General features: G+C 67.8%; 13 protein-coding genes. 6 read left to right on the top strand and 7 right to left on the bottom strand.

Going from position 1 to position 12159, the window contains the following annotated elements; genetic code table 11:
* The first annotated feature begins 52 nt into the window (after positions 1 to 52).
* Positions 53 to 679 carry a hypothetical protein gene (locus MFF26_RS26580; protein ID WP_308447770.1) on the top strand — a complete coding sequence of 209 codons (627 nt, stop codon included), beginning with the start codon at positions 53 to 55 and terminating at the stop codon, positions 677 to 679.
* Positions 680 to 755: 76 nt separating this feature from the next.
* Here the strand turns inward: MFF26_RS26580 and MFF26_RS24620 are convergent, their stop codons facing one another.
* The 3 genes from MFF26_RS24620 to MFF26_RS24610 form a co-directional block, all read right to left on the bottom strand.
* Positions 756 to 2447, bottom strand: coding sequence for an acyl-CoA dehydrogenase family protein (locus tag MFF26_RS24620; protein ID WP_137831181.1), 1692 nt, complete (start codon positions 2445 to 2447; stop codon positions 756 to 758).
* A gap of 123 nt (positions 2448 to 2570) precedes the next feature.
* Entirely contained in the window at positions 2571 to 3446 is an 876-nt protein-coding gene (locus MFF26_RS24615; protein WP_137831182.1) for a DMT family transporter, read from the bottom strand.
* A gap of 114 nt (positions 3447 to 3560) precedes the next feature.
* Positions 3561 to 4238 (bottom strand): hypothetical protein, encoded by a 678-nt coding sequence (locus tag MFF26_RS24610; RefSeq protein WP_137831183.1) that lies wholly within the window; start codon positions 4236 to 4238, stop codon positions 3561 to 3563.
* A 469-nt stretch (positions 4239 to 4707) separates the two neighbouring features.
* On the opposite strand from MFF26_RS24610, the gene MFF26_RS24605 reads away from it, so the two are divergent.
* The gene (locus tag MFF26_RS24605; RefSeq protein ID WP_137831184.1) at positions 4708 to 5595 is read left to right on the top strand and encodes a YihY/virulence factor BrkB family protein; all 888 of its coding nucleotides are present in this window, start codon (positions 4708 to 4710) and stop codon (positions 5593 to 5595) included.
* On the opposite strand, the gene MFF26_RS24600 is transcribed toward MFF26_RS24605, so the two are convergent.
* The 4 genes from MFF26_RS24600 to MFF26_RS24585 all read right to left on the bottom strand — a co-directional run bounded on the left by MFF26_RS24600 (position 5522) and on the right by MFF26_RS24585 (position 9846).
* Positions 5522 to 6547 (bottom strand): alginate O-acetyltransferase AlgX-related protein, encoded by a 1026-nt coding sequence (locus MFF26_RS24600; protein WP_238308782.1) that lies wholly within the window; start codon positions 6545 to 6547, stop codon positions 5522 to 5524. The two genes, MFF26_RS24605 and MFF26_RS24600, sit on opposite strands and share 74 nt — an antisense overlap.
* 276 nt (positions 6548 to 6823) lie before the next feature.
* Positions 6824 to 7822: a phosphatase PAP2 family protein gene (locus MFF26_RS24595; RefSeq protein WP_137831186.1), complete on the bottom strand. Its 999-nt coding sequence runs from the start codon at positions 7820 to 7822 to the stop codon at positions 6824 to 6826.
* A 128-nt stretch (positions 7823 to 7950) separates the two neighbouring features.
* Positions 7951 to 9195, bottom strand: a complete 1245-nt coding sequence (locus MFF26_RS24590) for a GGDEF domain-containing protein (protein WP_137831187.1) — start codon at positions 9193 to 9195, stop codon at positions 7951 to 7953.
* Positions 9196 to 9471: 276 nt separating this feature from the next.
* Complete coding sequence (locus tag MFF26_RS24585; RefSeq protein ID WP_137831188.1) at positions 9472 to 9846, bottom strand: hypothetical protein; 375 nt, start codon at positions 9844 to 9846, stop codon at positions 9472 to 9474.
* A gap of 74 nt (positions 9847 to 9920) precedes the next feature.
* Between MFF26_RS24585 and MFF26_RS24580 the strand changes: the two genes are divergently transcribed.
* The 4 genes from MFF26_RS24580 (at position 9921) to MFF26_RS24565 (ending at position 12143) form a co-directional block, all read left to right on the top strand.
* Positions 9921 to 10307 carry a hypothetical protein gene (locus tag MFF26_RS24580; protein ID WP_238308781.1) on the top strand — a complete coding sequence of 129 codons (387 nt, stop codon included), beginning with the start codon at positions 9921 to 9923 and terminating at the stop codon, positions 10305 to 10307.
* Between the two features lie 333 nt (positions 10308 to 10640).
* Complete coding sequence (locus MFF26_RS24575; protein ID WP_238308780.1) at positions 10641 to 11204, top strand: thermonuclease family protein; 564 nt, start codon at positions 10641 to 10643, stop codon at positions 11202 to 11204.
* A 279-nt stretch (positions 11205 to 11483) separates the two neighbouring features.
* On the top strand, positions 11484 to 11711 hold the full coding sequence (locus MFF26_RS24570; RefSeq protein WP_137831191.1) for a hypothetical protein: 228 nt from the start codon (positions 11484 to 11486) through the stop codon (positions 11709 to 11711).
* A 162-nt stretch (positions 11712 to 11873) separates the two neighbouring features.
* On the top strand, positions 11874 to 12143 hold the full coding sequence (locus MFF26_RS24565; protein WP_137831192.1) for a hypothetical protein: 270 nt from the start codon (positions 11874 to 11876) through the stop codon (positions 12141 to 12143).
* Positions 12144 to 12159 lie beyond the last annotated feature (16 nt).

Raw genomic sequence — 12159 nt, 5'->3', positions numbered from 1 at the left:
GTCGGCCGTGACACGCGATGTACCCCGTTCGCGAAGCAACGGAGGCACGCGCTTGAACACCATCCCGAAGCTCGCCCTGCTCCTGCCGCTGCTGGCCGCCCCGCCGGCCCTGGCACAGGGGACGGAGGCGCAGCGAGCGGCTTGCGGACCGGACGCGTTCCGGCTCTGCGCGTCCTCGATCCCCGATCCCGGTCGCATCGCCGCCTGTCTGCGGCGGGAGCGCGAGCGCCTGAGCGGGGCGTGCCGGGCAATGCTCGACGAGGGGGATCGCACCGCTCGGACCGCCGCGGCGCCGGCGCCCCGCGAGACCGCCAAATCCTCCGAGGCCGCGCCGCCGGCTCGGACCGATCGCGGGCGTCGCGTCGCCGCAGCCGAAACGCGCCTCCCCCGCCAAGCGGCCGCGACCCCGCGCGAGCGGCCGGCCAGGGCCGAACGCCTTGCCGAACGCCGAGCCTCGGCTCGGGTCGCCGGTCTCGACCGGACGGTACGGGCCACACCCCGCGCCACCGCGCGCGGTGAGAGCCTCGGCAGCAACGGCGATTTCTCAGGCCTGGAGGCGCAGGCCCAGGGCTGGCACCGCACCCTTGCGGGCTATGCCGACTCGATCGAGCGCCAGTTCGCCCGGCTCGGCAGCGCGGAGGCGGGGCGCCTGGATCTCGGCCGCTTCCCAGGGCTGTGATGGCCCCGCACACGACATGAAAAAGGCCCCGCCCGGACAGTCCGGGCGGGGCCTTTCACTTTAGAAAAACAGAGGCTTACTGCTCGAGCAGGCGACGGGCGATGACCTGGGCCTGGATCTCGGCCGCGCCCTCGAAGATCGAGAGGATGCGGGCGTCGCACAGCACGCGGCTGATCTGGTACTCCAGCGCGAAGCCGTTGCCGCCGTGGATCTGCAGGGCGTTGTCCGCCGCCGCCCAGGCGACGCGGGCGCCCAGGAGCTTCGCCATGCCGGCCTCGAGATCGCAGCGCTTGCCCTCGTCCTTCTCGCGGGCCGAGAAGTAAGTGAGCTGGCGGGCGATGTTGATCTCCACCGCCATCATGGCGATCTTGTCGGCGACCCGCGGGAACTCGACCAGCGCCTTGCCGAACTGGACGCGTTCCTCGGCGTAGCGCAGGCCGATATCGAGGGCCGACTGGGCGACGCCGATGGCGCGGGCGGCGGTCTGGATGCGGGCCGACTCGAAGGTCTGCATCAGCTGGGCAAAGCCCTTGCCCTCGACTTCACCGAGCAGATTGCCGCCGGGCACCTCGAAATTCTCGAAGGAGAGTTCGTACTCCTTCATGCCGCGGTAGCCGAGCACCTCGATCTCGCCGCCGGTGAGACCCTGGACCGGGAAGGGCTCCTCGTCGGTGCCGCGCGGCTTCTCGGCGATGAGCATGGAGAGGCCGCGATGGCCCTTCTCCTCCGGCTTGGTGCGGACCAGCACCGTCATGATGTCGGCGCGCACGGGGTGCGTGATCCAGGTCTTGTTGCCCGAGATCTTCCACACGTCGCCGTCCTTCACCGCCTTGGTGCGCAGGGAGGCGAGGTCGGAGCCGGTATTCGGCTCGGTGAAGACGGCGGTGGGTAGGATGTCGCCGGAGGCGATGCCCGGCAGGAAGCGCTGCTTCTGCTCCTCGGTGCCGCCGCACAGGATCAGCTCGGCGGCGATCTCCGAACGGGTGCCGAGCGAGCCGACGCCGATATAGGCGCGCGACAGCTCCTCCGAGACCACGCACATGGCGGCCTTCGGCATGCCCATGCCGCCGTACTCCTCCGGGATGGTGAGGCCGAAGACGCCGAGTTCGGCCATCTTCGCCACGATCTCCATCGGGATGTAGTCGTTCTTCAGGTGCCATTCGTGGGCCTGATCCACGACCTCGGCCTTGCCGAAGCGGCGCATCTCGGAGCGGATCGCCTCCATGTCCTCGTCGAGGCCGGAGGCACCGATCGTCGCGGCGCCCGAACGGGTCGCCTCGCGGATCTTGGCGACGAGGGCCGCGCGGTTCTCCGCGGTGTTGCCCTCGGCCGTGATCGTCTCGATGGCGGCGTTGCGGAAGCCGGAGAGTTCCGAGGCGGTGAATCCGAGCGAACTCGTCGGGCGCACCATCTCGCCCTGGCTCATCGGGATGCCGAAGAACATCTGGTCGAGATACTCGCCCATGCCGATCTTCACGAGCAGGGCCTCGGTCTCGCCGAACTGGCCCTCGCCCTGGAGGCGGGCGGCGTAGTCGGCGAGCTCGCGCACCGCTTCACCGTAGGTCGTCAACCAGGCGAGGCCGTGCGCGGCGTGCTGCTCGCGCTCCAGCTTGCCCGCGTCGAGCTTGCCCTCAGGCCCGGCCACGCGCGCCTTCACGCGCTGTGTCGCCTCGGCGACGAGGGCCTTGGCGCCTTCGGCGGCCTGCTGGGCGAGGGATACGAAATCCTGCGGGTCGTTGGCGGGCTGAATGGCGGGAGAAGCGGCCATGTCTCATTCCCTGTGCAATGATCGGGTTAGGTTCATTATAGGCAGGATTGCCCGCGCAGTAGTCGATTTTCTTTGCCGCAGCCTATACCTTTGGATGAAACCGGACTGAATTCATCATCCAGTTCATCGGCTTCGGCTCGCTACGGCGACACCTGCGGCGGCGACCGCCATGCCGGCGATCTGGACCAGGGTCAGGGTCTCACCGAACATCAGATAGGCGATGGCCGCCGAGACCGGCGGCACGAGGAAGAACAGCGAGGCGACGCCCGCCACCGCGCCGCGCCGGATCAGCGCCATCAGCAGCAGGATGCCGGCGACCGAGTTGACGAGCACGGACCAAGCCATGCCGAGGCCGAGGGGCAGGCTCAGCTCGGGCCAGGCCTCTCCGGCGACGAGCGCCAGCGGCACGGCAAACGCGGCCCCGCCGATGAACTGGATCGCCGCATTGGTGACGAGGTCGGCCTTGGCCGCCTTGCGCTTCTGCCACAGGGTGCCCGCCGTCATGGCGAGCATCGCGGCGAGGCAGACAGCGAGGGCCACCGGCGGAATGCCGGCGGGGTCGAGGGCGCCGAGCTTCGGCGCCAGCACCAGACCGGCTCCGAGGAAGCCCAGCCCGATCCCCGCCCAGCGCCTTGGGCCGACCCGCTCGCCGAGCAACGGCTCGGAGGCGGCGGCGGTCAGGAGCGGCTGCAGGCTGCCGACGAGCGCCGCGATGCCTGAGGGCAACCCGTGCTTAACCGACCAGAACACCCCGGCGACGTAGATGCCCTGCATCAGCACCCCCGCCACCAGCCCGTCGCGCCATCCGCGCCCATCCTTCGGCCATCGGGCCCGCAGCGCCAGCGCGATGCCGGTCAGCACGAGGGCGACGAGGGAAAGGCGCGCCGCCACGAACACCAGCGGCTCCGAGAGCGGCGCGACGTAGCGCGCGGCGACGAAGCCCGAGGCCCAGATCAGGACGAAGGCGGCCGGGATCAGCCCGGTGAGAAACGGGGGCATGGCGAAGGCCACGCATCATAGGCGGCCGGGGAAGGCAACCATCCGGCCGTCCGGGCTGCCATACCGGCCTCAAGGCGACGCGCGCCACGGCGAGCGGATGGGCAAGGGGGACTATTACGGTCTCGCGGGCTCGGCACCGATCGCAGCGGCGATGCGGTCGGAACGGTCGAGCCATGCACTCCGGCTTCCAGGGCTGTTGCCCTCCCCAGCCAAACAGGGTGTTGGCTCCGACGACGTCATCTCAGGCTGGATCATCCAGCAATCCGTCCAGATGCCACCACGGCGGATCATCAAGTGCCGCCCATCCCGCGTAAGGACCAATCTCGGATCGCTCGTGAAGGAACCGTCTTCCGAGTACGTGATCTGGTCGCCAGCATCGAAGACCGCTTTCCAGCGCCAGCCATCCGGCCACCAAAGCCCGAAGCTTGTGTCGGTGAACCCTGGCTCGAGCGTCATCAATACGACCCGCCCACCCGGAAGGATCACGCGGTCGATCTCGCGCCGTACGAGGGTCAGTTCAACGAAACCGAGCAACAGTCCCACGACGGGGATCACGAGAGCGAGGTTCAGCAAAGGCACGGCTCGCCGCCAGCCTGCTCGCATTGCTGCGGCGATCAGACCGGATATTACCAGCAGAATCATGCCTGCATTGGGTATGAGGTTTGCCGCGGTTGGTATGATGATTTGGGGACCATTCTTAGACGGCAGGGCAATCATGACGCCGAGGAAATAAGCAAGGAGCAGCAAGACACCCCCAGTCAAAAATATGCGGCGTAGGAACGTCAGGCTCATGTGATTTTCCTACCTTCAATGTGGCGTCTAATCGCAGAATCCTTCGAGCAAGACGACCGAGCGCAGCACGCATATGGTGTCACAACGATTATAAGCGCGCAGGATTTTCCTAAAGATAATGATTTTTGAAAATTCATTGAAGTTATGTCGAATCCTACGACTAGATTAGGAAACGATATCAATCCATTTGACGATCATACACTTTATTATAAACTCCTTTGATCCTGCAGCAGAATCCGGCGTCGACCGAGATGCAGGGCTTCAGAAGGCGGCACGGCCGGTCAAGCGTTTTGGCTATGCGGCTACGTCTTGCCGCGACATCGCCGAGGCGTGCACAACGCATCGTGAGGGCGAGCCCCGGCTGTTTCGGTTCCCATCCCGCCACCCCGACGCCCGCTGCGATTGACGCGGCCCGCCCGAATGCCCGTATGAGAGGCCCTCGTCGTCCACCGCAGAATCCGCCCCTCCCTTGAGCCGTCCCAGAAAGATCCTCGACGTGGCGAGCCTCGCCGCGCAGCGCTTCGTCGCCCATGACGGCTGGGCGATCGCGAGCCACATCGCGCTGTCGATGCTGACGTCGCTGTTCCCGTTCCTGATTCTGCTCGCGGCCCTCGCCGGCCTGTTCGGCACAAAGTCGCTCGCCGACGAGGCCGGGACACTGATCTTCGACGCCGTGCCGCGCGAGGTCGCCAAGCCCATCGTCGGCGAGGTGCATCGCATCCTCACCGAGCAGCGCGGCGGCGTGCTGACGCTGGGTGCGGTGCTGGCGCTCTACTTCTCATCCTCCGGGGTCGAATCCCTTCGGGTTGGGCTCAATCGCGCCTACGGGTTGCGCGAGATGCGGCCTTGGTGGCTGACGCGCCTCGAATCGATCGGCTACGTCGTGTGCGGCGCCTTCGCGATGCTGGCCTTCGCCCTGCTGGTGGTGCTGGGGCCGCTGCTCTGGCGGCAGGTCGTGTTCGTGGCGCCGGGCCTGGAACCGCTCGGGCTCACGGTGGCGATCGGGCGGATCGGGGTGACGGCGTTCCTGATCGCGCTGGTTCTGGTGATCGCCCACAAATTCGTCGCCGCCGGGCGCCGCCCTCTGCTGGCGGTGCTGCCCGGCATCGGCGTGACGCTGGTGCTGTGGTTCCTCGCCGGCCTCGGCTTCGGCTTCTACCTCGATCGCTTCTCGAACGCCTACGCCTCGACCTACGGAGGTTTGGCCACCGCGATGGTGTTCCTCGTGTTCCTCTACTGGCTTGCCGCGATGTTCCTGTTCGGCGGCGAGGTGAACGGCACGGTCATCGCGGCGCGGCGCCAACGGCTTCAGGCGCGGATGCGGGCGCGTCAGGCGGAAGCGGCGTCGCGTCCGTGAATTTCCGCGCGCGGGCGAGTTCCGCCAGGCGTTCGATCGGGAAGCCCCGGGGTGGCAGATCGATCATGAAGCGTTCGGCGATCTCGCCGAGGACGAAATCCGGGCGCACCGCGGCGAGATAGTGCCAGTCGATGCTGGTCGACCACAGGAAATGGACCTCGCGGAAGCGGTCGGCCATCAACGCGGTCAGCGTCGCCACGGGACTGTAGCTGGTATGCTGGCAGAATGAATCGCCGAAGATGACGAGTCGGCGGGGGTCCGCCCTCGGATCGTCGTTGCGGAACACCGCATGCGCCCCGAGATGGGCCTCGATGCCGCGCCCCTGCGCCTCCAGCTCCGTGAGCAGTTCGTTGGCCAGGATGCGTCGAGCGCCCGTCGCGAAGGTGGTGACGGGGGCCTGCTCGAACCGGATCGGCGCGCATTTGCGTCCGAGATCGCCGGAGAACGGAACGGTCCCACCCGTGCGTCGGGCTTCGAGATCGTCGCGCGGGGTCACACCCATGCGGGACAGGATCGCCCGATAGGCGATCTCGCTGCCCCGGACCGTCCAGTGCGAGTCGGTGCGCAGGTAGAGCGGCGGCCCGTTCCGCGCCGCGCGGAAGGCCTCGTCGAGATCGACGAAGGCGCGGGCGCCCGGGGATGCCGTCAGCCAGCGGGCAAGCCGCCGCACGGGTGCAGAGGCGGGATCGAAGGCCAAGCTCGGCGCATGATCGCCGTAGACCGTCAGCTTCTCGGGGGCGACGACGTGAATATAGGTGGCACCGAGCCGGGCGCAGGCCCTCACCCGGTGCGCCAGAAGTCGACGCCAGCGCCAGAGCAGGCGGCGGGAGAGGCCCGTTCGCCGGTATTGTTCGATCACGCGGTTCGTGCCGCCGGTCAGGAACAGCCAGCCGTCGCTGCCCTCATGCACGTCGGGGGAACGATCGGCGGACGGGTCGGGGACGGACGTCATCGGCATCGTCCGGGAGCAGGCAGCCCGCTTGTCATGGACCCCGCTGTAACGGGTGCCGGGGCCGGCGGACAATCCGCGTCACCCCCACCGACCCTCTCCGGTCCCGACGCATCGGGCGCCACCGTACGGGTTCGACACCGACCGCGGAAAAAGTGGCCGGTCCGTCGGCAGCATCCTAGAGCATCGTGTCGGATATCGGATCCGGCACGATGCTCTAGGTTATTGTGATGCATCGGCTTTTTCCGAAAGCCGGCTCCCACCTTTCGGGCCGATGCTCTAGCGGGAGCGCGAGGCCACGAAGGCGAAGGCGAGGCCCGCGCCCGCCATCACGTCGGGCAGATAATGCCCTCCCGCGCCGATGGCAGCGACGATGATCGCGGCGTTGAGGAGCAGGGCGAGCGGTCCGATCACCGGCAGCGGCATGAGCGCCCATCCGGTGAGGACGGCAAGGCTCGCGTGGAACGACGGGAAGGTGACGAGACCGCGGATCTCCGACAAAGCGAGACTGTGGAAGTGGCCTTCGCGCAGGGCCCGCAGGGCCTCGAGATGCCAGAGCGCGCCGACCGTTTCCATCTCGCCCGTAGGCCGGGCCTCGACCGCCGCCGCCGCATAGGTGCCGGCCGCCGGAACGAAGGCCGAGACGAGGATGCAGGCGGAGAGCGTCAGGGTGAACAGGCGGGCGAAGGTCCAGAGCCGCGTCGTGCGCCCGCAGGCGCTCAGAACAATCACGACGAGCCCGATCTGCGGCCCGCTCGAATGATAGGCGAGCGCCAGGAGCCGGGTCAGATCCGGATGCTCTGCCAGGAAGGCGAGGTAGGCCGGGCCGTCGAAGCCGAGGGCCCGTTCGATACTTGCCAGCGCATCGTCGGCGAGCGGCAGGGCCGGAAGGGCGGCAAGGATGTGGAGGACCGCCAGTGCCGTGGTGACGGCGAGGAGGTAGGCGCTCGCGAGGGCCATCGCCCGCAGCTTCGGCTCACGGATGAGGCTGCACAGCAAGGCTGCCCCGAGCAGCAGCAGGATCGCCCCGAAGGCCGCGAGGAAACCGGTGGGCTCGACGACGATCCCCGCCCAGGCCAGCCCGATCCCGTCGAGGGCACCGATCGCGGCGGCGAAGCCCCAGTAGGCGCGACCCGGGGCGGCGATGCCGGCCGTGAGGCGAGGATGGACGCCGACCGCGCGGTCTGTCCGGTGCGGCCCCACCATCCCACGAGGGCTCGCGGGTCCCTCTCCGCGCAGGGTCTGCACACCGGCGGCGCAGTTCTCGTCCAGCAGCATCCGCCCTTCGCTCCTCATCGAACCCGCCGGGGCAAACTCGCCCGCGCCCGTCAAGCTCCCGCATGACGGTGCGATGTTCGCGGAGTTTAGGGTGAGACGTGCGGGAGGAACGGTTCGCGGGCGTGCCGTCAGGGAAGGTCGCTCGCCACGGAGCCGTCGGCCGGCGCACGGTTGCTGTTGGCCGCGGTGCCGAGGGCGGCCACGCGATTGCGGCCCTCGGTCTTCGCCGCGTAGAGCGCGAGATCCGCGGCGCGGAGGAGGTCCTTGACTTTCATCCCAGAGGCGCGGGAGGAGCCGTGGGCCGACGTGACGCCGACGCTCACGGTGACCTGTGCCCCTTGCTGAAGGCCGGGATGGGGCAGCGCGAGCTGCATCACGGCAGCCCGGATCGCCTCTCCGGCCTCGATGGCCCCGCCGAGATCGACCCCGGGCAGGTAGGCGACGAACTCCTCGCCGCCGTAGCGTGCCATGAGCCCGCCCTTCGCCTCGACCGTCGAACCGAGCACACCCGCCACCGCGACGAGGCATTCGTCACCGGCATGGTGGCCGACCGCGTCGTTGAAGGGTTTGAAATGATCGATATCCACGAAGACGACACCGAGCCAGAGGCCCTCGTCGGCGGCCACCTGCCACATCCGATCGAGGCGTTCTGAGAAATGGCGCCGGTTCGGCAGGCGCGTGAGGGAATCCGTCTCCGACAGGATGGTCAGCTGCGCATTGGCGCGGGCCAACGCCTCCGCCTGGAGCCTCTCCCGCAGGCCGAGAAGAAACACCGTCTTCGCCTCCCATTCCCGCGAATACCCGAGCTTGAGCGGCACCAGGATCAGTCCCGAGACGAGGAGCGGCAAGCCGGCCTGTCCGGGCCCGGCGAGATCGAAGGCGAGGATCAGCCCGGCATAGAGCGCGAAGGACATGGCGCAGTAGACGACGGTATGTCGGAACGGCAACGGCAAGATGAGTCCGACGAGGAGGGGCACGATCGCCGCGAGGATAATGTAGGACGCGGCGTGCTCCGGCGGGGCGAGCCGCGCGCTGTTGAGGGCGATGGCGATATCGACGAGCACCGTCGCCAGCATGGCTCCCGCCATCCGCAGCATGGTCGGCGACCCGCGCAGTGACACGATGGCGATCAGCACGACGGGGCAGAACACGCCCATCGTCAGGGCAAGCGGCACTTGGAACGCGTCCGGGCCGAAGACGTCGTAGTCCAGTGCAAGGGACAGGACGTTGAAGAGGGCGAAGACGGCCAGCCAGGACTGGGCGTACCGGCCGCTGCGGCGGTCCGTCTCCACCCGGTACTGCTCTTCCAGCGCGGATGGCAGACAGAGACGGTACCAGGGGCGGCGCAGACCGGATTCGATCAAGGCGTGCATGACAAATGCGAGACAGTCGACCGATCAGCTTCAGTCGATCTAGTCCAGCATTTTCGATCTCTGGTAAAGAGGTGCCCGGCACTAATCGGGCCGGGATTTTAGTCAACTTCGACGTGAACGAACGAATCCTGCCGACGGGGGCAAAGCGACAGGATAAAGGCGCGCCGTCCACCGCTCGACCGCGCCCTATCCCGATCGGAGCGTCCTGGCGGTGCATGCCGAATGCGGGAAGCGGACGAACACCCCCTCTCCGGAAGCTATCGTCCGATGCCGGGGTCAGCGACTGCTGGTCACCGGATCGCCCGCTGCGCCGCAGCCGCGCTGGGCAGCGACGCGGTTGAGGATTCCGAAGCGCAGCACCGCCTCCTCCAGATAATCCACCGCCCGAACGAGGCCCCGCCGCGCGCGCTCCCGCTCTTCCGTCTCCGCTTCCGGTGGGACTTCGGCCAGGGTGACCGATGCCATCAGCACGCGGTCGCGCTCGTCCTCGATCCGGCGGTCGCGCTCGATATGGCCGCGGATGTCCGCATCGAAGCCTGCGATCACGCGCCAGGGCAGATCGTCCTTCGCGACCGCGCCGGGGAAGGTCGCGGCGAGCCGCCGTGCCTCGGCCGCCGCGCCGCGCATCAGATCCGCCAAGCTCGCCGCCATCCCCGTCTCCCCTCGAGAGCGGCATACCGACCGTCTCGCAACGCGTTTCCGGCAGGCAACGATTGGAGTCGCCGATGTTTCCGGAGCTGTCACCCGACAGCGTCGGCGAAAAACAGCCACGTTCCGTCCGCGCCCACGCCTTATTGCTTTCACAGTTGAGAACAACTCAACTGATCCGAACGCGGGCAATGTTTCGCAGATCCAACACAGTATCGGAAGCAGACATGACGGATATCGACGGTCTTCCGGCTTGGGCGCGGCGGCGTTTGGCGCGCCACTTCGAGCGCGGGGGCAACGTACGCATTCTGCGGTGGATGAGCGTTCCGCTGCGACGCGGGCCGGGTGCGATCGATGCGGTCTCCGGAGGCGTGAATGCATCGTCCGATCCCTTCATCGCTCCTCCACCGCGACCGGATGCCGCCACGACCTTCGAACGCCCCCGCGCCGTGGTCAACGGCTGACACGACGGCCAAATCTTACGGAGCGGCGGAAGCGCGACGCGTCAGCCTGCAGATGGGTCGATCCGCGCTGATGCATCCCGTGCAGGCGCGCGCGAACGCGGTCTTCCACGGCGGGGACGATGCTGCGATCAAGCCGGAGAAGCGCCGGTCGGTGGCATTTTATCGAACCGGTGACTGGTGTGTAGAGAGAAAACCGATCAAAAGATAACCCGAGAGCAATGCCCGTCCGGTCAACGCCGCCGCCGACACGGGCGGCTGCTGAGCCAGCCACAGAATGGGCATAAGACTCGCATAGGTCCGGCCGTGAGGCCGGGCGTGCGCTGAGGTCATGGAATGCGGAAGACAGGATCGATCGGGCCCGCCGCCGTCATCGCTGCGGGCTTTTTCTCGACGATGGCGGCCCTGGGTGGTGCCTGGGCCGGCGACAGCGTCAGCGGCAAGGTCCGTGTGCTCAACGGCGACACGCTGATCGTCGGCGGGCAAGTGGTCGGTCTCTACGGCGTGGTCGCGCCGGGCCTCAAGCAAACCTGCCTCAATGCGAAGGCGCAATCCTATGCCTGCGGGACCGTGGCGGCCAAGGCACTCGCCGCCCACCTGCGGGACGCGACCGTGACCTGCCGCATCCGCGAGACCGACAGTTACGGCCGTGCCATCTCGGTCTGCCTGCGGGACAAGGAAGATCTCAGTGCGTGGCTGGCCGAGAAAGGCCTCGCCATGGCGGACCGCCGCACCGGTCAGGCGGCCTATGTCGGTGCCGAGACACTGGCCTGGGGCAAGCGGCTGGGCCTCTGGGCAGGTTCCTTCGAGGATCCGACCAATCGCCCACGGACCGCCTATAACCGCGCCAATGCGGTCGCCAACGCCGCCGCCGATATCGACAAGCTCGACGCTCGATGAATCCGTTGGTGGCGCTGGGAAGCTGAGCGGAGCGCCCGCCACGCCCAGCCGGGCGCCTTCATACCCTCTCGACTGGACTTCGGCATCGATCGGTCGATCTAAATGTGATCGATGGCTTCGCCACGGGTTGCGCGGCTGGCCGCTTCTGCCGCCGATCGGCCATCACCGGTCGGCGAGATGGATCAATCCGACGCGCAGAGGCGGAAGCGGAGTGATGCAACCCGGTCAGAGCCGTCGGACGAGGAGAGACCGTCTCCCGAAGACGCGCGAGGTTCATCCATGTCGATCGAACAGGCTCTCGGCTTCCGCTCACGGCTGGTTTTGCACAAGCTCGGCCACGAACTCGGTGTGAACCTCGACGTGGATCGCGAAACAGCGCTCCCCGCATCCTGGCTGGTCTGGATCGACGAGATCGGCGACCGCGCCGACGAGACCCTGACCCTGCACGTCCACCGCAACGACGATCCCGCTCTCGGACGCGACAGCATCGTCTTCGGCGGAAACTGACCGCGGTCCCGGTGGAGCGGCTCCGAGCATGCCTTGCCGCCGGGCCGGAGCGGTGCCACCTAGACTCGCGCGGGGGGAATGTGCCCGGCCTTACGGGTGCCTCGGCGATTGCGTTCGTCGAGATCGCCCCGGCGGCGCGGGACTCTGGGAGTCATGACCACGATGCGTAGTCCGACCGTTGCCGCCGTTCTTCTGCTCTCCGTCTTCAGCGCGGCCGGTGCCGCCGAAGCACAGGGCACCGCCGACGCTCGGCTCACGGCGACCGGCCGCAGCGTCACGGCCACCGGGCAAACCAAGCCGCCCGCCCCGGGCCAGCTGTCGTCCACCTCGCAGGAGCAGATGCTGAAGGCGCAGCGCGCCGCGCGCGAGCGCGACAAGGCGTGGGACGCCAAGATGAACCGGACGATGGGCTCGATCTGCAAAGGCTGCTGAACAGGGCGGAGCCGGG

This window comes from Methylorubrum suomiense, assembly GCF_022179765.1.
Taxonomy (GTDB): Bacteria; Pseudomonadota; Alphaproteobacteria; order Rhizobiales; family Beijerinckiaceae; genus Methylobacterium; species Methylobacterium suomiense.
This window is presented reverse-complemented; position numbering and strand designations above follow the sequence as displayed.